At 50.1% G+C, this 21144-nt stretch carries 19 protein-coding genes; 1 reads left to right on the forward strand and 18 read right to left on the reverse strand.

Annotated features, from left to right (window positions below):
- Positions 1–29 precede the first annotated feature (29 nt).
- The 18 genes from FH871_RS29485 to FH871_RS29575 all read right to left on the reverse strand — a co-directional run bounded on the left by FH871_RS29485 (position 30) and on the right by FH871_RS29575 (position 19807).
- The gene (locus FH871_RS29485) at positions 30–1061 is read right to left on the reverse strand and encodes a phytanoyl-CoA dioxygenase family protein (protein ID WP_138994946.1); all 1032 of its coding nucleotides are present in this window, start codon (positions 1059–1061) and stop codon (positions 30–32) included.
- Positions 1062–1109: 48 nt separating this feature from the next.
- Positions 1110–1607 carry an NAD(P)H-dependent oxidoreductase subunit E gene (nuoE, locus tag FH871_RS29490; protein ID WP_138994947.1) on the reverse strand — a complete coding sequence of 166 codons (498 nt, stop codon included), beginning with the start codon at positions 1605–1607 and terminating at the stop codon, positions 1110–1112.
- Between the two features lie 67 nt (positions 1608–1674).
- The gene (nuoD, locus tag FH871_RS29495; RefSeq protein WP_229317704.1) at positions 1675–2922 is read right to left on the reverse strand and encodes an NADH dehydrogenase (quinone) subunit D; all 1248 of its coding nucleotides are present in this window, start codon (positions 2920–2922) and stop codon (positions 1675–1677) included.
- Between the two features lie 86 nt (positions 2923–3008).
- On the reverse strand, positions 3009–3512 hold the full coding sequence (locus tag FH871_RS29500) for an NADH-quinone oxidoreductase subunit C (protein WP_138994948.1): 504 nt from the start codon (positions 3510–3512) through the stop codon (positions 3009–3011).
- 111 nt (positions 3513–3623) lie between these two features.
- Positions 3624–4169: an NADH-quinone oxidoreductase subunit B gene (locus FH871_RS29505; RefSeq protein ID WP_114404311.1), complete on the reverse strand. Its 546-nt coding sequence runs from the start codon at positions 4167–4169 to the stop codon at positions 3624–3626.
- A 56-nt stretch (positions 4170–4225) separates the two neighbouring features.
- Positions 4226–4597, reverse strand: a complete 372-nt coding sequence (locus tag FH871_RS29510; RefSeq protein ID WP_114404312.1) for an NADH-quinone oxidoreductase subunit A — start codon at positions 4595–4597, stop codon at positions 4226–4228.
- A 142-nt stretch (positions 4598–4739) separates the two neighbouring features.
- Complete coding sequence (locus FH871_RS29515; RefSeq protein ID WP_138994949.1) at positions 4740–6878, reverse strand: sialate O-acetylesterase; 2139 nt, start codon at positions 6876–6878, stop codon at positions 4740–4742.
- Positions 6879–7073: 195 nt separating this feature from the next.
- On the reverse strand, positions 7074–9752 hold the full coding sequence (locus FH871_RS29520; RefSeq protein ID WP_171062991.1) for a sialate O-acetylesterase: 2679 nt from the start codon (positions 9750–9752) through the stop codon (positions 7074–7076).
- Positions 9753–9854: 102 nt separating this feature from the next.
- Positions 9855–10856 carry a GTPase ObgE gene (obgE, locus tag FH871_RS29525; protein WP_138994951.1) on the reverse strand — a complete coding sequence of 334 codons (1002 nt, stop codon included), beginning with the start codon at positions 10854–10856 and terminating at the stop codon, positions 9855–9857.
- Between the two features lie 29 nt (positions 10857–10885).
- Positions 10886–11476 carry an adenylate kinase gene (locus FH871_RS29530; RefSeq protein WP_114404316.1) on the reverse strand — a complete coding sequence of 197 codons (591 nt, stop codon included), beginning with the start codon at positions 11474–11476 and terminating at the stop codon, positions 10886–10888.
- Positions 11477–11635: 159 nt separating this feature from the next.
- Complete coding sequence (locus FH871_RS29535) at positions 11636–13399, reverse strand: tetratricopeptide repeat protein (RefSeq protein WP_138994952.1); 1764 nt, start codon at positions 13397–13399, stop codon at positions 11636–11638.
- 95 nt (positions 13400–13494) lie between these two features.
- A complete protein-coding gene (locus FH871_RS29540; protein ID WP_138994953.1) occupies positions 13495–14427 on the reverse strand; it encodes a PstS family phosphate ABC transporter substrate-binding protein in 933 nt (310 codons plus the stop codon).
- 217 nt (positions 14428–14644) lie between these two features.
- Entirely contained in the window at positions 14645–15472 is an 828-nt protein-coding gene (locus FH871_RS29550; RefSeq protein ID WP_138994955.1) for an energy transducer TonB, read from the reverse strand.
- Positions 15473–15513: 41 nt separating this feature from the next.
- The gene (locus tag FH871_RS29555) at positions 15514–16044 is read right to left on the reverse strand and encodes a biopolymer transporter ExbD (RefSeq protein WP_114404320.1); all 531 of its coding nucleotides are present in this window, start codon (positions 16042–16044) and stop codon (positions 15514–15516) included.
- Positions 16045–16092: 48 nt separating this feature from the next.
- Positions 16093–16719 (reverse strand): biopolymer transporter ExbD, encoded by a 627-nt coding sequence (locus FH871_RS29560; RefSeq protein WP_138994956.1) that lies wholly within the window; start codon positions 16717–16719, stop codon positions 16093–16095.
- A gap of 43 nt (positions 16720–16762) precedes the next feature.
- Positions 16763–17596, reverse strand: coding sequence for a MotA/TolQ/ExbB proton channel family protein (locus tag FH871_RS29565; RefSeq protein WP_138994957.1), 834 nt, complete (start codon positions 17594–17596; stop codon positions 16763–16765).
- Between the two features lie 547 nt (positions 17597–18143).
- Positions 18144–19319, reverse strand: coding sequence for an MFS transporter (locus FH871_RS29570; RefSeq protein WP_138994958.1), 1176 nt, complete (start codon positions 19317–19319; stop codon positions 18144–18146).
- A 110-nt stretch (positions 19320–19429) separates the two neighbouring features.
- Positions 19430–19807, reverse strand: a complete 378-nt coding sequence (locus tag FH871_RS29575) for a hypothetical protein (RefSeq protein WP_138994959.1) — start codon at positions 19805–19807, stop codon at positions 19430–19432.
- Positions 19808–20113: 306 nt separating this feature from the next.
- Here FH871_RS29575 and FH871_RS29580 point away from each other — a divergent pair, with 306 nt between their 5' ends.
- Positions 20114–21064, forward strand: coding sequence for an RraA family protein (locus tag FH871_RS29580; RefSeq protein ID WP_138994971.1), 951 nt, complete (start codon positions 20114–20116; stop codon positions 21062–21064).
- Positions 21065–21144 lie beyond the last annotated feature (80 nt).

Genomic DNA, 21144 nt, shown 5'->3' on the forward strand with positions numbered 1-21144 from the left:
TTAAAATCGAACCGTGACTCTCCAGATATTTAGTTCCATTCTTTTCCGGCCGTCATCACATCTTCTTCGGCCAGATTGGTTGGGTTTGCATAAATCGTAATGCCGTTGTGAAGTTGGGCGATGGATTTCTCCCCTGCTTCAAAGCGGTGTTTCGGATACGAACGCAGGGTCGAATAATGACAAACGAACGATTTCCGCGTCAATGCGGGATTATTGATTCGGCTCCCGCCATGTGCCAGCGCACCGTGCCAGAGCAGCACATCCCCTTTTTTCAAGAGCAAGATGGTGCCTTTAATGCCATTTTTCGCACACGTCTTATTGAGGTAATTCGTAAATTCGTCGGGCGTATAAAAGGAGTCCTGTTCACTAAACAGGATTCCGGTGCCAAAATCGAATTTCGGCAGGCGGTGCGATCCGGGATAATACACCAGCGGACCCGAGTCGGGACTGACGTCTTCGAGTGGAATCCAGGCGGCCGCCAGGTGGCTGGCAATCTTCGAGCGCACCCAGGGATAATCCTGGTGCGTGCCCTGCTGACTGCCGTATTTAAAGATCAGGCTCTGAAAAACCGTCGTCTTTTCATTGAAAACCGCATCCAGAAACGTAGCCAGGTGCGGATGCGTCATCACTTTTTTGGCCCCAATCGAGCTGTTGTGATATTCCAGCAAGCGGGATCCGATGCCTCTCAGTTTTTCTTTGGGAACCTCTTTAACAGGCGTTTCCTTGCCGTCATTGAACTGGTACACCAACGATTTGACGGAATACTTTTCGTTGTTTTCAACCACTTCTTCTACTTCCTGCCACAGATTGTCGAGCCACTGGGGCGGTATGGCCTTTTCCAGAATGACGTAGCCGTTATCTCGCCAGTCGCGCAGCAGTTTGGCTAAATCGTAGGGAAAGTCTTTCGGAGTTTTAAATTTCTTGACAAAAGCATCGATGTCGGCATTGGAGCGGTCAATCCAGGGCAGGGTATCTTCCTCAAAATCAAGCGGTGAATTTTTCATCCGGAACTTAACCATCCGGTACAACCGACGAAGCTTGTCTTTCAATTTGCTTTCCATGCGTAATCGTTCTTCGTTGAATTTGAGGTTGATGTGTGTACTGGTATTTTACCGGCTCAATTCGGCAATGATTTCATCGACTTTATCCCGCGTCAGGTTCATGTAGTATTGCTCCCGGATCTGAAAAACCGGTCCCATCCCACAGGCTGCCAGACATTCGACTTCTTTCAGGGTAAATTTCTGATCGGCGGTGGTCTCGCCCGCCTGAATACCGAGCTTCTGTTTCAGATAATCGTAGATTTCTTCCCCGCCCATCAGGCAGCAAGGCCCCGTCCGGCAGTATTCGATGACGTGTTTCCCCACCGGATCCAGGTGGAACATGGTGTAGAACGTAGCGACTTCATACACTTCGATCGCCTGAATGGACAACATCCGGCCGACGTAATCCATCACTTCCGGACTCAGCCAGCCCCACTGTTCCTGCGCCAGGTGCAAGAGCGGTAGCAAGGCCGATTTCTGGCGTTCAGCCGGGTAACGGTCAATCATTTCCTGCGCTATTTTCAGCCGCTCAGGGGTAAATTCTACGGTGTTTTGCGTTTCCGTCATATCGGTTTACAGCAGGTATTCATCTTCAAAAACTTCCTGCCACGTTAATGGAGCAGGTTCAAATTTATCACGAATCCAATTCGCCCGCAATCACGTTCAGGCTACTCATAATGACAATCGCATCCGACAGGGTCGTTCCCACACACATCTCCGGATAGGCCTGGTAATAAATGAACGACGGCCGGCGGAAATGCAAGCGATAGGGTGCCCGACCGCCGTCGCTGATCAGGTAAAAACCGAGTTCACCGTTGCCGCCCTCAACCGAATGGTAGACTTCGCCCACCGGCGCATCGATTTCACCCATCACAATTTTAAAGTGATAGATGAGGGCTTCCATGTTCCGGTATACTTCCTTCTTCGGCGGCAGGTAATACTCCGGCGCATCGGCGAAATACGGCCCTTCGGGCAGGTTTTCAAGCGCCTGCTCCACAATCCGCAGACTCTGCCAGATTTCTTCGTTTCGCACCATAAACCGGTCGTAGGTGTCGCCACTCTTGCCAACCGGAATATCAAATTCAAAATCCTGGTATGACGAATACGGATTCATGACCCGAACGTCGTAGTCGACACCGGCAGCCCGCAGGTTGGGGCCGGTAAAACCGTAGTTCAGCGCACGTTCGGCCGTAATCCCACCCACGTCGATGATGCGGTCCATGAAAATCCGGTTGCGGTTGAACAGCTTCTCGAACTCGCGCATGATCGGCGGAAACCGCTTGATAAACGCCCGGATTTTACGAATGGCTTCCGATGACAGATCGCGTTCCATCCCGCCAATCCGTCCCATATTGGTGGTCAGACGCGCTCCGCAGACTTCTTCGTAGATTTCGTAGATATTTTCGCGTTCCTCGAACAGGTACAGAAAACCGGTAAAGGCGCCCGTATCCACGCCCAGAATCCCGTTACAGATCAGGTGATCGGCAATCCGGGCCAGTTCCATCATAATCACGCGAATGTATTCCGCCCGCTTCGGCACCGTGACGCCCAGCAACTTTTCGACCGTCATGTGCCAGCCAAAATTGTTGATCGGTGACGAACAGTAGTTCATCCGGTCGGTCAGTGTGGTAATCTGGTAGAAAGGCCGCCGTTCGGCAATTTTTTCGAACGCCCGGTGAATGTAGCCAATGGTCTGCTCGCCCGACACGATTTTTTCGCCATCCATTTGCAGGATGTTCTGGAAAATACCGTGTGTGGCCGGGTGCGTCGGACCGAGGTTCAGAGTCGTTAACTCGTTAACGTACTGAACCGATTCTTCGGGTTTAGCCGGCAAATTGTTGCCCGGTGCGTTTTTATTCGATATATCAAGTACAGTGCTCATGAAACTTTGAATTAATTGAATGCTAGATGGTTAGATGGCTATTTGAATCATTTTTAACCATTCAACCTTATTGAGTCATTCAACCCTTATCTTCCAAAAAGTGCATCAATCTTGTCTTCCCGCGTCGGATCTTCGAGCGGATACTGTTTCCGCATCGGAAAGTAATCCATATCTTCCATGTTCAGAATCCGGGTCAGTTTCGGATGACCATCGAAAATGACGCCGAAGAAATCGTAGGTTTCACGTTCCATCCAGTTGGCAGTCAGATAAACCGTCGTGGCCGTCGGAATGTGCAGATCGGCTTCGGCCAGAAAGACCTTGATGCGAATCCGGAAGTTATTGACCAGGCTGTGAAGTTGATAGACGACACAAAACTCGCGCTCCGGGTTCGGATCGTCCGGGTAATGAATACCGCACAAAGTTGTCAGAAAACTGATCTGATAAATCGGATGGGTGTTCAGATACTGGAGCATGGGAATGATCTGTTCCCGCGTGGTCGACAACGTGAGCATGCCGTACGGATCATCAAAATCGTAAACGTCTTCTCCAAACTGGCGGATCAGGTCTTTAGCAACTTCTTCGTTAGTCATGAAAAAAGATCAAGTTGTCGTTGGTTCAATGGTGGACAATGGTTGGATTGTTGAATGGTTATCTGAATAATGAGTAACCATTCAACCATCCAGCCATTATTAACCATTCGATCATTGAATATTATACGATTCCAGCAGGTGTTGATACTCCGGTGAATTTCGCCGGCGCAGGGATTCGTTGATCGATAACTGCTGTACTTGCATCAACCCGTCCAGAATTTGTTCCGGGCGCGGTGGACAGCCCGGCACGTACACATCAACCGGAATGATGCGGTCGATGCCCTGCAAAACGCTGTAGGTGTCAAAAATACCGCCACTCGACGCACAAGCACCAATGGCGATGACCCAGCGGGGCTCGGCCATTTGCAGATACACCTGCTTCAGAACCGGGGCCATTTTCTTGGCAATCGTTCCAGCCACCAGCAAGACGTCGGCCTGACGGGGCGAAAAACTCGGGCGCTCGGCTCCGAACCGGGCAATATCATACCGGGATGCCATGGTCGACATAAACTCGATGCCACAACAGGAGGTTGCAAACGGCAAAGGCCACAGCGAATTCGCGCGGGCCAGACCAATTATTTTATCAAATGAAGTTGCCTGAAAACCGGGGCCTTCGTAACTGGCGGGGGCTTCGGCTATCTTGATGTCACTTGCCATGCTGTGTTGAGTGTTTGTTGATAACAACAAATTAACATTTTATACTGCATTTCAGTTTACTCCCACTTCAAAACACCTTTTTTCAGGATGTAATAGAAGCCCGACAGCAGTAATCCCATAAAGAGAATCATTTCCAGGAATCCCGCCATACCCAGGCTTTTGAAATTGACGGCCCAGGGATACATAAAGATGACTTCCACATCAAAAAGTACAAAAAGAATGGCAATCAGGAAGTACTTGATAGAGATTGGGGTCCGGGCGTCGCCTTCGGAGGGGATACCGCACTCAAATGCAGCGTCTTTTTTTTGGCTGTTCCGCTTGGGTCCGATGTTGTGCGTGACAAACATCGTGGTAACAATAAATCCCAGCGCCAATCCCAATTGGATAAAAATCGGCAGGTAATCTGAAGGCAAATAGGTTGTGTCCATACGAGGTTGCAGAAAGCACCGCAAGTTAACGATATTTCAAACACGAAATTATCTTTCAAATTTACCACATAAGCGCGGATTTATCAACACAAAGCGGGTCTTCCACCGGAATGAAAGACCCGCTTTGTTTCGGCTCCGGTGGTTATTTGATCCAAACCCGCCGGGTGGCCTTGTAGCCGTCGGCTTTCACCCGGATGATGTAATTCCCTGGCGAATACGTTGACAGATTGATGGTCAGTTGGTTGTCAAAAACCGGCACCAGGGTGGTATAAATCACCTGACCGCTTAGGGTTGAGACCGTTACGTTCGCATTGGTGATATTTTCTTTGATTTCCAGCCGGACAATCCCGTCGGTCGACGGGTTGGGAAAAGCGATGATCCCGGTACTGGCATTATCGTTACCGATGTAGCTGACGTTGTTCGAATAGAGGGAATAACACACCAGCGAACTGTTGCCAACCGTAAAGGTAGTTTTGGAACGGGCCGAATATTCTCCGTTCTGCGTAACTTTTATAATATCTGAATTCCCGCCAACCAGGTTCCCGCCGGTTCTCCAGTCATACTGCCGCTGGGCTACCGCAACCCCGGGGGGCGGAAAAGCCTGCAACGAGAACGGTCCCCGCTGCGCAACGGTGGGCGGGGCCTGCTTCGGCTGAATAATCAGGCTGGCGGGCGCGGAAACCGCTGAGGTACAGCCATAGAGGTTGACAGCCCGGGCCGTGTAGGAACCCGCCGTTCCGACGGTCAGTTGACGGGTCGTGGCATTGGTGCTCCAGACAATGCTGTTGGCAACGGGACTGTCGGTTGAAAACGTGAACGTCGAATCGGCGCAGGCCTGCTGTGTTCCCGACTGGGTGATGGTCGGAGCGACCGGCACCAGCGGAGCGGCTATGGTCACCGAGGGAGAAATAAAGGTGGTCCCGCCATCGTCCTTCGCAATAGCATAATACGTTCCGGGGGCCGTAACCGCCAGGGTACTTCCTTTCTGCCCGTTGCTCCAGGTTACATTGGTGAGTTTGAATGGCGTATTGTCCTTGTCCCGGACTTCCGCCTGTAAACTCAGGTTAATGCCCTGATTGGTTGAGGCACAGGCCACGGTCAGTTCCGGAGTCGGCAACGGCAGCAAGGGGATGGCTCCGGTAAAAAACCGCTCGTCCATGCTGGCAAACCAGGCTTCGGCATACTGACGAAGGCCGTCGCCACCGAAGTGTGTCCCACCGTCGTTGTTGACGGCATCAAAACGAGGGATCTGAATGCGGTCGGTTTCCGGACCGGCAAAAACGTTGTTGTTGAACGTACCAATCACCTGATTCTGCGCGGCAATGATTCCGGGGTCAACACGCCCCAGGTTGTAGGACGACCGGGCCAGCATCCAGGAGGGATAGCGCCGGGTATCGGCTCTGGTTTTATTGATCAGCAACTGCATCCAAAGCCGGTATTGCTCCTGCTGAAGCCGCAGGTGATTATCCGTCTCGCCCTGCTGCCACAAAACCGCCCGAAGGCCCTGGAGCGAACTGAAATACCGCAACGAAATCAATAAATTTCCGTAGGGCATTCCGGCGGGAAAATTCTGGTCGACATACACGTTTTTCGTCGTCCCGCCGTCGAAGCTCTCAATCCAGTTCTGGATAGCGGTGCCGGCCCAGGCGGTATTGATAAACAAAACCGGGACGTTGTATTTTCGGGAAATCAAATCACCTAGCTGGCCCCAGCACCATGCACTCTGGCCCCGTGGACCCACGAGGGCGTCGGCACCCAATTGCCGGAAGCTGGGAGAAGGCGGATTTTCGAGGGAACTGGCGACCGAATTATCGTAGGTGATGCAGTTGACCCGGTCGTCGGTGGCGCCTTCGGCTCCCCGCTGCTGAAAGCCCTGGGCATTCGATTGCCCCGTGATGATAAACACTTCGCCAATCCCGATCCGAACGACATTGTCCTGCCCCACCAGCGTATTTCCTTGCCAGGCGCGGGCCTCCAGTCGGTACCAGCCGCCCCTTCCTTTGAGTGGCCCCTGAAAAATACCGCCCTTCGGATTGGTCTGAAGGGTTTGCCATTCGGTATCGATGCCTTGCCCGTCGTTCATTTTTACCAGCCGGGCTTCCACTTTCGTAATCGGCTGGGCGTAGGTTCCGGCCACGTAAATCGTACTGTTATCACTCTGATCGCGCTGAAAAACCGCGCGGCTCGAAGGATAGGTTATTTTCAGTTGGGCAACGGCAGGGTACCAAAAAAGCAAAAATCCCGCCATGCCGAGCACTCGGGTAAATACGGTGGATTTCATTCGTCAACAAGTAATCGTTCTCAATGCAGTCGCGCTTAATCGTCAGTTATCGGATTCTTGTGTAGTCAACCTGGCAAAACGAAAGAGAACGGCGTTATTTTTCCGTTGTCTGCTAACAAAGATTCGGCTTTTTTCCGGGAAAACAAAACCGCCCCGTGAAACGCATTTCACGGGGCGGTTTCTTGCATTAACTTCCTATAAACCAATCAACAGGCGTTTCGACACGTTGAAAGTGGAAGAACGGACCATCAGAACATACTGCCCCGAAGGAACGGTTGACAAATTCCAGGTCTTGCGTTCGTTAAAGCTGGCTACGGTTCCCTGCCATACTACCTGTCCACTGAGGGTCGCTAAGGTAACCGTCGCGTTGGTAATATCTTCCAGTGTTTCAATGGTAATTTCCTTGGTGGGGCTGGGGTTCGGGTAAATGCTCAATCCATCATTGTCGATAATGAGCGTAAAGGCAATGGGCGCGGAGAAATCGGATGCACACACCAGCCCATTGTCGTAGGCCAGAAAAGCCCGGGCGCGGTAGGAACCGGTCTGGTTGGCCTTGATGATGGCGGTCCGGGGTTCAACCACCGCGTTGTCTCGCTCCCACCGGTAATAATCACCCTGCCGGGTTCCGGCGGCTTCCAGGGTATAGGTTCCGATTTGCTTCAGAATCGGGACTGTCGGTACGGGTTTTACATCGACAATCAGCCCCGCCGACGGTGGAGAGAAGCAACCATTCGCGTCGCGGACGCGGGCCGTGTAGGTATTGGATTGGGTAGCCACGATGCTCTGGGTCGAATCGCCGACGTTCCAGAAGGCTTTAAGCGTTCCGCTGGCCGTCAGGGTCACGCGCTCGCCATCACAGAAGGTGGTGGAGCCGCCGGCGGTCAGCGTGGGCGGTGCAGGCAATGGGTTGACCCGAATCGAAACCGTGTTGGACGGATCCGAGAGACATCCATAAATATTGCGGGTTCTGACCAGGTAATTACCCGCGAGATTGATGGTAACACTCCGTGCGGTCTGGTTCGCCACGCCTTCCCAGACATACCCTGCTTCGGCAGTCGATGTCAGGGTTACGTTCTGATCCGCGCAAAATGTTGTCGGGCCACCGGCCGATACCGTGGGGCGGCTGGGAAGGGGATCGACAATAATGGCAATCTGGTTCGATTCCCGGGAGGTGCAGCCGTTTTGGTCGGTAACGGTCAGGGAATAGTTGCCTCCTCTCCGGATTTCGATCTGTTTCGTTTTCTCACCGGTACTCCAGTTGTACACCAGTGCATCCGTCGATTGGAGGGTAGTGGACAACCGGTCGCAAAAACGGGCCTGTCCCAGGTTTGTAGCCGTTGGCGCAGCGGGTAGCGGATTTACTTTAACGGCTACTTCATCCGAAGTAAATTCGCAATTGCCAACATCCCGGTAAACGGCCCGGTAGTTCCCCGCAGTCGAAACCGTAATATTTTTCCCGGTGGTGTTGTTACTCCAGGCCGTGTTGTCGTAACTGGACGTTAGGGTGAGATTGCCCCCTTCGCAGAACGTCGTTGGGCCGCTGGTTGTAATGGTGGGGCGGTTCGGGACCTGGTAGGGAGCCGAAAAAAGCGTATTTCCCAGTCCATCTTTGACGGTTGCCATATATTGGCCGCTGCCAACGGTTATACTTTGGGAACTTCCGCCTGAACTCCAGTTAATCGAGCTAAATCCCCCTTCCACCCGCAGTGCCAGGGTATTAGCCGCTCCACACGCTACCGAAATGCTCACTCCGGCGGCTGGTGACTGAGGTTTGGAATTTTGGAAAAAATTATCATTCATGCTGGCGTCCCAGGCTTCAGCAAATTGGATTAACCCGTTGTCGAAGAAGTGGACGCCCTCCCCGTCACGACGCGCACCCGCCCCGCGCGGTATCTGAATATTATCGGTATTGGGACCTGCAAACACATTCCCGGCACTCTGAATCGTTTTATCCTGTCCGGCCAAAATGCTTCCGTCGCTGCCATTGGCATCGGAATAGGAAGCCCGGCAAACCAGCCAGGAAATATCCTTCCCACTATGCTCCCGACTGCGCTGAATAACTTTCGTCAGGTTCGCGGCATAGTCGTCCGACGAGCGATTGAATTGATTATCTGCTTCACCCTGGTGCCACAGGATGGCCCGGACGCCCAGCGTCTGAACGTAATAATTCAGGGCTGTTCGAAGGTTTCCGTACGGTTGTCCTACGGGGTATTTTTCGGTGTTGGTATATTCTTCTGTGGTCTGAATACCGTCTGCGCTCTCACGCCAGTTTTTAGAAGAAGACCCTCCCCAGCCCGCATTGAAGAATAAAACCGGAACGCCTAAACGCGCCACCAGGCGGTCGCCCAGGCGTCCCCAGCACCAGGCGGAATATCCGCGCGGAAAAATGCGGTTGCCCGCATCCAGATGCGAAAAATCGGGAAAATTGGGATCAAACGGAACCTGATCGATACTGGAGCCAAAATTGACACAACTCACCCGGTCGTTGCTCGCTCCCGGACCTCCGTAATTATCAATGCCCTGCGCGTTGGATTGACCGGCAACGACAAATACCTCCCCGACGCCAATGCGTTCAACGCCACCACCTTCAATGTACTGCTCACCCTGCAAACCCCGGACTTTCAGGCGATACCAACCGCCTTTTACCGTTACTGAACCGGAGAAAGCGCCCCCTTTCGGGTTTTCCTGAATCGTGGTCCAGTCGACCAGGGTGCCGCCATCCATCGGTTCGACCCGAACCTGAATGCGGGTAAAGGGCAGGGAATAATAACCGCCAATCCAGAGACTCGCTTCGTTACCGCCATTCCGCTGAAAAACCATTCTGGATTTCGGAAACGTAATCTGAATCTGCGCCAAAGCCAACGCAGGAAGCAAGAGGAAAAGGAAGTTCAATAACGTTGTAAAAATCCGGATTTTATTCATAGCTGAGCGTCCGATTGTGTCAATCGCGATGGTCGCTTGTCGGGTTGGTTACACTTAGTTTTCAGTTTGCGTCAACGCTTTCCAAATCAGATCCTTTAGTTCAGTCAATCCCTGCTGACGGACGGAAGAAACAAAAACCGCCGGGATATCAGCCGGTAAACGATCCAAAATCGCCTTATAATCTATCTCCTCGATTAAATCTATTTTTGAGATTGCCAACAGGCGCTGTTTATCAAGCAATTCGGGATTATACTGCCGCAATTCGTTCAATAAAGTCTCGTATTCAGCTCCGCAGTCCTCACTGGTTGCTGGTACCAGAAATAGCAGAATTGAGTTCCGTTCAATGTGCCGCAGAAAACGCAGCCCCAGGCCTTTTCCCTGTGATGCACCTTCAATAATTCCCGGCACATCGGCCATGACAAACGATTTATAATCCCGGTAAGCAACGACCCCTAACTGGGGGACAAGGGTTGTAAAGGGATAATCCGCAATTTCGGGTTTAGCCGCCGACAGGACGGACAGCAACGTTGATTTACCCGCATTTGGAAACCCAACCAGCCCAACATCAGCGAGCAGTTTCAATTCTAGAATAACCCATTCTTCAAGCCCCGGCTCGCCCGGTTGTGCATAGTCGGGAGCCTGCTTGGTTGCAGATTTAAAGTGGGTGTTTCCCATACCTCCCCGGCCACCGGGTAAGAGAATGACTTGCTGGCCATCCTCCGTAATTTCGGCCATTCGATCGCCGGTTTCAGCGTGACGGGCTATGGTTCCCAGCGGAACCTCAATAATGACGTCTTCGCCTTCGGCTCCGGTTCGCCGACCTCCTTCGCCCCCTTTTCCGGGTTTTGCCTTGATGTGTTTCTGATATTTCAGGTGCAGCAGGGTCCAAAGCTGCGAACTTCCTTTCAGGATAATGTGACCACCCCGACCGCCATCGCCCCCATCAGGTCCGCCTTTATCGACGTGTTTTTCCCGCCGAAAGTGCATGGAACCCGCACCACCTGCACCGGATCGAATGTTTATTTTTACGTAATCTATAAAATTTGATGAAGCCATGCTACTGTTTTAGGCCTATCGCTTGTATTTTACTGGCGAACATTCGCAGTGACCGTTTCAATTTCGGCACAGATGGCCTGAAATATTTCTTCAATATTCCCAATGCCACCAATGGCTTTGAACTTTCCTTGCGACTCGTAGTAACTGGCGACAGGTGCCGTTTTATCATTGTACTCTTTAATCCTGCGATGGATCAATGCTTCGTTCTGATCGTCAGGACGGCCCGACGATTGCCCCCGAATCAGCAGCCGTTTGGTCAGTTCGTCTTCATCCACCACCAGGGCCACCATGACCTTGATCTGGGTGTTGTGCTGGGCCAACAGTTCATCGAGCGCTTCCGCCTGGGGAACTGTTCGTGGAAATCCATCAAAAATGAAGCCAGCCGCTGACTGATTTTCTTTTAGCTTATTCTCAATCATACCGATCACGACCTCATCGGGCACCAGAATTCCCTGGTCCATGAGCATCTTGGCTCGCAAGCCCAGTTCCGTGCCCCCCCGTATTTCGGAGCGCAGCAGGTCGCCGGTTGACAAATGCACCAATTGATATTGGGCAATTAATTTTTCACTTTGTGTGCCTTTTCCGGCACCCGGCGGGCCAAATAGTACAAGGTTAAGCATAGAGTGATAGCAAGATACACGCAGGTTTATGCACAAAATTACAATTGTTGGCAGGAAAACAGCATTTTCCGGCCGAAGTATTTATCAATAGGTGTCTACGAACAAAAAGAGGAACCGTTTCAGGGGTTCCTCTTTTTGTCAATAATCCGTCAGTACCGGTTATTTCGTAGCTTTCACCGGCTTTTTGGCAGCGGGCTTGGCGGCTGGTTTTGCAGCCGGTTGCGGTGCCGGCGGATTCAGTGCATTTTGCACATCCTTATCGTTCGGATCAAGCTCAGCAGCTTTCGTCAAATATTCCTTCGATTTAACGGCATCGTTTTTGTTAGCGTAGTACGATGACAGAAACTTATAGGCGGTCATCATATACCGTTTGTTTGCTTCTTTCTTTGCCGCATCGGCAGCGATTTCCTTATCGGAAACCTCCAGGTATTTTTCATACAGCGGTACAGGCTCACCGGTGGCCATTGCGCCCTTGGTATCACTGAAATAATTCGCGGAAGCACGGAAATAATAACCGGGTGACCAATCAGGTGTAATCTGATTTACTTTCAGGAACGCCGAATCAGCAGCCGCGTAATATTTTTCTTTCGCTTCCCGAATGGCAGCGGTGTCGCCGTTCATCATCATGGTACTGTCTCTCCCAACCCGGCTTCCGAGCAGGTAGTTAGACATCCCCAATTGGAAGTAATCATTGGTCGTTGCTTTTCCTGTATCCAGGGCAATGGCTTTCTGCCAGGCAAGCGCTGCAGCATCATACTTTTTAGCCCCTTGCAATGTTTTTCCGATTTCCCGATACAGGTTTTCCGTTGTATCCAGCGGTGCTGCTTTTTCCAGGTTCACCAGAGAGAGTGAATCGCCTTCCGGTGTTCCCAGTTGCCCATAAGCCCGACCCAGGTACTTGTAATCATCATAAATGACTTTTTCCGGGGCGGTTTTGATAAACGTGTTCAACGACTCGATTGCTTCATTATACTTGCCTGAGCCTGAATAGGCCCAGCCGTAAATCCGTTGAATAACCGGGTTGTTTACTTTTCCTTTCAACTGATCCAGTTTTTGAATGGCTTTCAGGTTATCACCCGCCAGGAAGTCGAACTGAGCTGAGCGCAACAGTTTATCCACATCCGTAGTTTGGCTCTTCTGAATGTACAGATCCATGTTTTTGGACGCATTTTTGTAAGCTCTTGAGCCAAAAAAAGCTTCCGCTAGATCTTCGTACGTAGGCGCAAACTCAGGGTCCGCTTCAATCGCCTGGGCGTAGAATTTTTGCGCTTCCGCATAATTTTTCCCACGCAGGAAGGTATTCCCGATTTTATATTTGGCTTCCGCATCATTTGGCCGGATCGACAAGGCGTTTTCGTACTTCGTAACCGCATTACCACCGTCATTCTTGAGTGAGTACGCATCGCCTAACGCCATTTCGATATCAGCGTTTTCGTTCTTCTTGTCCCGCTCGTCTGCAATTGCCAGAATCCGGAGTGCCTCGGCCGGATCGTTCATACCGGCATCTTTGAACATCGTGTAGGCTTCACCAGCGCGCAGCAATACATCGATATTCTTATTTTTGGTTTCTTTCAGAGCATTATCAATCAGGTTTTTCGCCGTAGCGCGATCCTTCTTGGCCAGGGCCACAGCACCCAATCCCACATTGTTGAGTTGGTTTTTAGGATCGGCAGCCGCGCCTTTTTCGAAGGCTTGTTTGGCCGCGTCCGGATTACCGGATTTCAACTGAGCATATCCCAGATAGAAAAAGTTTTCGGCAGAAGGAGCACTGGTTGCCAAACTTTGAAACGTTTGGAGAGCCTTGGTATAACGGCCTGCTTCCAGATCCTTCACTCCCGATTGTGCGTCTTGGGCAACCGCTTGCAATGAGCCAAACAAACCGGCGGCTACCACTGTCAACAGAGCTTTCTTTTGGAAATTCATGCCAATTTCAGGTTGAGAAATAGGTGAAAAAATAGTTTACTACAGTAAAAAACAAAATGCAAAATTATACAATTGCGTCAGAAACAGAAAATTTTTCATTTCTTTTCCAAATATACCTCCCGAATATACGGTTTGGCAGGCCAAAGACCACTTTTTTCGATCAGTAAGCTGCCCACATCCCGAACAATATAATTGACCAGTCCACCTCCTAAACCCGCATGTGCTTCGCGGCTGATCACGTATACGTTTCGACGCAGGGGATATAACTTTAAACCTAAATTCTTTTGAAATGGTTGGAAAAAATCGTCGATTGAGCCCGGATTTGCCTTCTCCGATACGCCCATTACCCGCAGATTTTTTGACAACTCGGCTGCTAAAGGAGAATCGCCGTCGCTAATCCAGTTGACGCCGATAAATCCCAATGCCGTTGGATTCTTACGAACGTAATCAATCACCTGTTTGTTTGATTTTACCGTAAAAATTTTGATACGGCTTAGATCAGAAACGTTAAACTGCTTTAGGGCAAAGTTCAGATTGCTGGAGTTGTTATTGTCGAATACCAGTACAATGGGTCCTTTCTGGCTTCCTGTCTTCAGTTGTTCCCAGCGGGTAATCTTTCCCTGAAAAATAGCGTTCAACTCGGGCATCGTAATCAGGCTATCCTGATTTTCCCGGCCAACAATCAACGCAATACCGTCTGTGGCAATAAATTCCGATTTGTATTTGATTTTCTCCTTCGTAAAAACGGACTTCTCGTTGTCATTCAGTTCCCGCGTCGAAAACACCAGCCGGGCACTGTCCCGCAACATCGTCGTTATAGCTTCCTGCTCGGGTTTGAATGAGACGTTGAATTTTGCGCCCGGATAAACGCCTTCATAGGCCTTATAGATGGACTCTACCATCGGCTCCAGCGATTCATCAGCCGTGACATTGATCGTTCCGTGGCTCGGGTTATCCGGCGGAGGTTTTGAGCAGGAAATCAGTCCGGTCAATGCAAGCCCTATTCCAATTGTAATCAGATTCTTCATGACTAAAGCCAACGTTGTATGCCCCGGTATGCTCTAAACAGCCCATAAATGATTAGCAAGCCTGCCAACAAATATCGAAAAATCCCGGTGGGCAACAGTCCAAAAGACTGGGAGGAGGCAATCAGGTAGATGCCCCCTCCCAGGTATAACAATCCCATCAGCACCGTAACAGTCAGGCTGAAAAGATCGGCAGATGGTTTTTCTTTCATTCGCAATCTTACTCCAACTGGAAGTTGATCGGCAAGTTGTATTTCACCCGTACCGGACGACCAGACTGTTTACCGGGTCTCCATTTTGGCATGGCCTTCACAACGCGCATGGCTTCTTCATCCGTACCAAAACCGAGTCCTTTCAGAACCGTGACATCCTGAATACTTCCGTCGGTGTTAACGACAAAGCTCACGAACACCCGGCCTGAGATGTTAGCCCGGGAGGCTGCGGGTGGGTAGCGAATGTTCTTGCCCAGAAACTGGCCAAGCGCAGCCATCCCCCCCGGAAATTCCGGGTTTTGTTCAACAACGGTAAAGATTTGGTCTTCTTTGGGAGCCGCTTCAACGGCAGCTTCCACTTTGGTTGGACCGGCGGTTTCTTCCGGAGCCACAATCACCTCTTCGGCGTTGGGGTCACCTTCCTGCGTTTTTTCAGCCGCAACGGCTTCTTTCAACTCTTCCACGGTTGGCGGAGGAGTTTCTTCAGGAACTTCTTCATCCGGCTTTACTTCCGGAGGGAGAAACTTCACCGTGTTCACCTTCGGCAATTCAACCGGTGGTGGCGGTGGTGGTGGTGGCTCATTGGGGTCAATCGGCGGAGGTGGTAGCTTCATCAGGTCCACTTCAACCATCGCCTGCTCATCCTCTTTCGGAGTCAAAACAGAAATAATTGAAGGAGTAGCCATTGCCAGCAGAAACAGTACCGACCCGATAATCAGGGCCCGATACACCGTTGTGGAATAGCCTTTCCGTAATGCATACGCACCATACGCCTTGTTACGATCTGCGAACACGATGTCATCGAGTGTTGCAGGATTAGTCGTTACTTCTGCCATGGCGATTAAATAATTATTGGGTTGGCTTCATCAGCCGTTCATTACTTCATTTTGTCGGCAATAAGCTTATTCTCATCGGGAGTCAACTGGTCTACCAATGCGTAGCGTTTTGTCTTCGTAATGGCCATCTCGTCCAGCATGTCCACCAGGTTTTTGTAGGTAGATTCTGCGGTTGGCTTAATCACCACAACGAAGTCTTTCTCTCCGATTTTTTGCTTGTTTTCCTGAAGTGCATTCCGAATTTCGGGACCAAACTGAACCGTTTTCAATTCCGGGTCTTCGTTAGCCGCTTTTCCGAAAATGTAATGGATCTGGTTTTCTTTCCCCAGGAAAATCGTCATTACCTTGGAGGCCTTGATGGGCTCCGTTTCAACTTTCTCGGTCTTGTCTGGCACGTTTAGTGTCATCGAAGACGGTTTACTTAAGGTGGAGGCAAGAATGAAAAACGTAATGAGAAGAAAGCCCAAGTCAACCATCGGCGTCATATCGACCCGGGTAGACCCTTTTTTACTGCGGACTTTCCCACCTTTATGTTTACCACCACCACCCCCACCAGCGTCGATATCTGCCATTGTGTTACGAATCTAAGGCGATGAATCGCGTGAGTTTGTGGTTAATAATTAATCATTTGTCCAGCCGGCCGGCGGAGCTTCAGTCCCGGTAATCAGGTTAAACTTGTTAATGTTCTGCGATTGCAGGGAACTTAACACGTTCTTGAAGTTCGGAAATTTTGCCAGGTTATCCCCTTTTACAGCGATACGCAGTTTGTTATTCGCTTTCCGGGCATTGAATACCCATTGCGACAACTGGTTCGTTTGCAGGCTGGCCGTTGAATCGACCGGAACGCCCGGCTGTTTTACCTGCGCCTGCTGATCTGATTTCAGCGATAAAAACGACTTCAATTGGTTGACCGGAATCCCGAAGTTTGGCAGCAGAGAGAACGCTTTCTTTTCCCGATCGGAGAACGAAATCCCGTAGGTTTCTCCAATGTTTTCGAGCATGGCAATCCGATTGGGTTGCCCATCGATACCAAAGAACACTTTCCCCTCTTTGTCCAGACTAATCGTCATGATATCCGTATCGGGAACTTTTATACCGGAAATCGAGGTCGGCGGATTGATTTCAGCAGCCTCCTGTACGCGAATCTGAGCCGTCAAAATAAAGAAGGTCAGAAGAAGGAATGCTACATCACACATCGCCGTCATGTCCATGTGAGGTCTCGACCGTTTAGGCTTAACGATAGGCATAGTTTATTGTTTTTTGTGATGTAAAAACGGTACCGAACCCCAATTAATTGTGTGCGGCAAAGTTTTGCTGAATGCTCAAACCGATTTCATCGATATTGTAAGTCAATTCATCAATGCGGCTCGTAAAGTAGCTGTACATGATCGTCGCTATGGCGGCCGTACCGATACCCAACGCCGTGTTGACAAGGGCTTCAGAAATACCCGTTGACAAAGCGGCCGTATCCGGCTGACCCGTTGATCCCAATTCGCTAAAGGCGCGGATCATACCCAATACCGTACCCAACAGGGCAACCAGTGTCGATACAGAAGCCAGCGTAGCAATGATGGTCAGGTTTTTCTCCAGCATCGGCAATTCAAGCGTTGTTGCTTCTTCAACTTCTTTCTGAAGTGCAACCAGTTTTTGCTCTTTGGTCAGTTCCGTGTCCGTTCTGAGTTGCTGGTATTTTACCAGCGCCGTTTTAACGACGTTTCCAACTGAACCTTTCTGACGGTCACATTCTTTGATAGCGGCTTCAACTTCATTGCGGTCGAGCTGACCCTTCACTTTCCGAACAAATTCGTCGATTGAACCGGAACCATTGGCACGACCGATCGTAATAAAACGCTCAATTGAGAAAACCAGCACAATTAAGAAACAGGTAAACAGAATTGGTACAATTGAACCGCCTTTGTAGATGATCCCAAAATAATCGCCGTCGATCGGTAGGTTTTCGTTATTTCCACCTTGAAAGTGACTGGCATCGCCAAATACAAACATGTACGTGCTCAAAGCGATGGCAAACAAAATGGGAATGACAAACACCGGGTTCAGACCGCTCGACTTTTTCTTGGGAGCTGCTGCTTTAGCTGGTGCTGGAGTTGGAGATTGTGTTTTCATTAGACTAACTGTAGGGTTAAATTGAAACTGGTTTTTTGTGTAAAGAAAACGAAAATTTCAAATTGAAACGTTTTGGTAGAATAAAATTTCGGAAGACTTTCCGCGAAGCCTACTACAAAAGTATCAATTTTCTATCTGAATTTATACAAATGGGTAGGTCATTTTTTTGTTAATTCGGGAATTTATTCAACGATTTTTAGATTTTTCCAAGTTTTTAACATAGTATTAAATTTGTAAAAAAATTAGTAACTATTTCTTTTTCACGCCATTATACGAAATATTATTTGTTTGCATATAAAAGCCAGTTTGTACCCTTGTGAATGAAAGATTTATGCGGGTAAATCTGCCTGACTGGTGAAGATCTCTCTCCTTTTGGGATTTCTACCTATTAATCAGGACGTTATTGCCCTAAACTGGTTACAAATATACAACTAAAAATATCGTTCAGAAAAATTATGTTCGGGTGACCAGCCGCATAAAATCCGTTTTTTCGTCTCTGATTCTGCTTTTTTTGCAAAAATCACAGTAGCGAGCCCTTAAAAATTGTTTATTTTTTTTTCGGTTTCCCCAAAAGAAACAGAAAGGAAACAGATGAAAAGACGGCAATGCTGAAGAATGCCAGCGGGAACCGATCGTTTTTATTATCATAAAGAAAAGCCGAAAGATAAGCGCCCAGCCCGATACCGGCCTCCAGTGCAATGTACATGGTTGCCAGTGCCCGCCCCCGATTCTCCGCATGGCTAAGATCAACGGTCCAGGCCTGCGCTGTTGGCGAATACATGCCCATCGAAATGCCAAACACCACGCCTGCGAGCAAAAACGACGTGGTAGAAGTGCTAAGGGCCAGTAAAACCATAGCCGCCGTGATGATCAGGGAAGCCAGGCACAATACCGGACGACGCCCGTACTCGTCGGATATCTTACCCGCCAGAAAGCGAATCGCCAGGGAAGAAATGGTGAAAACCGTGAAAAATAATCCCTTATTGCCCACATTCAATGCCTGGCTGAAGTCGGGAGCCAGCGTAATGACCGCACCAAAACTGAAGGAGTTGAGAAAAGTGACCAACGATGGCGCAAAAACCGCAGGCTCGAACACATCCCGACGGGAAATTCGTAACAAACGCCAGCGAAACGGCACACGATTGGCCAGCGTCTCCTTCATGTTCACTAAAATGATGATGGAAAGTAGCGCCAGCGCCGAAGACGTATAAAACAGGGCATTCAGGCCAAAAAGCGACGTCAGCCAACTCCCCAAAGCCGGGCCGAACGCCATGCCGATGCTGCCACTTAAGCCTAAAACGCCCATCGCTTCGCCCCGCCGTGCATCAGGAACAATGTCGGCCACGTAAGCCGAGGTGCCGGTCGGTTTGAATCCGGTCGAAAAACCGTGTACCAGCCGCAGCAGCAGCAAAGCCGCCACGCCGTTGAACCAGACCAGCGGAACCAACGGGTACAAAAAACCGCACACGAAACAGACCAGCGACCCGAAAGCCATCACCGGCACCCGGCCGATGGTGTCGGTCAACCGCCCGCTGAACGGTCTTGATAATCCGGCGGTTATGGTAAACAAACTGATGATATAGCCTTTGTATTCGGCCCCGCCCAGGTCTGTTAGATAACCCGGTAATTCGGGAATCAGCATATTGAAGCTGGCAAAGAAGAGGAAAGAACTCAGGCAGAGAAGAAAAAAAGCAGGAGTGTAAATGGTACGCGGCTGTTGCATCCGCAAAATTAATCAGATTTACGGTTTTCAATAAACCAAAAAAAAGCTACTTCCGAATCAGAAGTAGCTTTCCTGCGCTTTCTTAACCTAAACTAATCCTACAGAATCATTTATTTCATGGAAATCATCCGGGTCGGCTCAACCACCGCGGGTTTTCCAATGTTGACCGTCTTTTTAACACTTCCCTCCGAAGAGATAAACTCCAGTTCATACTGCCCGTCCGCCAAACCGCTGACGTCCAGTTTTGCAGCAAACTTGCTTTCGTTTTTGCCAATAAACCGTTTGAAGAAAACGTCATTGTCCTTGTTACGCAAGACAACCGTTACCGGTGTCGATGAGGACTTTTCAACGGCCACCCAGATTTTGTTTTGATTCGTCACAAACGTGCTCGTTTCAAACGAACGATTTTTGGGCGTGTTCGGAGTGGCCGTTGCGAGGTTGGCGCTCAACAGCGCAGTGCAGATCAAAGTACCAAATAATGCTTTCATGGTTTGTTCGTATTTGTTGTTGTTGTTTCTATTTATGTTGTTGTTACTGTTCTGATTATTGTATGCCAATTGCCATGCCAACAAATTAACATCCTGATAATCAGCATACAAATTTTCAGTACTGTTGAAAGGTGTACGAAGCCGGACACTATTTGTTCGGTTGCGGACATCGTGGACACGGTTTTGGCACAACCGTGTCCGAATACCGTGTCAGGCAAATTCAATCCGGGCTAAAGGGTAGATGTTTTTGCCATTCGCCTTCTTTCCTTTAATTCCCAAACCAATTAGCTGTTCTTGAATTTCATGATGAAACGGGTATCTCTATTAATCGCATCGCTCGTTCTGTTCGGACTGGCGACGGTGTCGTTCGGGCAACAAATCTCCCGCGAAGAACTGATCTTTCTCACCCCGGAATGGAAAGGGGAACGCTTCCCCGATGGGCGGCCCAAAGTGCCGGACGCCATTCTGAAGCGCATGAAACTGGTGACCCACGAAGAAGCCTGGGCCACCATGAAAGGCGAAAACTACAAGTATCAATATGCCGGTGGCTGGCAAACCATCAACCCCGACAGCGTGCTGGTGGGTCGCGCACTCACGGCCACGTTCATGCCCGGGCGACCCGATGTGCAGCGGGTTACCGATAAAAAAGGACACGAAAAAGACGGCCGCGTTAAATCCCAGAATTCCTGGCCCATCGATATGCTCGTCAAAGGCGACGTGTACGTGGTCGATCAGTTCGACATGCATGAAGACGGCCCGACCATCGGCGACAACCTTGGCAATTCCATCTATGCCAAAACCGGTAACGGTATCGTTTACGAAGGGGCCGTACGCGACATCGCCGGCCTGAAGGAAATCGGCGGTTTTACATCCTACTTCCGCAGCTATCACCCCTCCCATCACCTCAACAACGCCGACGGCGAGCTGAACACGACTTTGGTGGGCATTAACCGCCCGACGCGCATCGGCAAAGTGATGGTGATGCCCGGCGACATCGTGCTGGGCCGCGACGGGGGCGTGAGTTTCATTCCTCCTCACCTGGCCGAGAAAGTCGTAAAAACGTCTGAAATCGTCCGTTTGCGGGATATGTTTGGCCACCAGCGGCTGCGCGAACAGAAATACACGCCCGGCCAGATCGACACCCGCTGGTCGGATGTGATCGAAAAGGATTTCTCCCAGTGGCTCAACGCCCACCTGAGCGAATTGCCGGTTCCGAAAGAACAAATTCAGGAATATCTAAAAACCCGTACGTGGTGAAGCGTTGTTTCGCGGAGTTGAGCGGAGAAAAAACACTTCGCTTGACGCTCCCTTCCTCCGCTCAACTCCGCGAAACAGCT

This window comes from Larkinella sp. C7 (assembly GCF_006149005.1).
Classification (GTDB): Bacteria; Bacteroidota; Bacteroidia; order Cytophagales; family Spirosomataceae; genus Larkinella.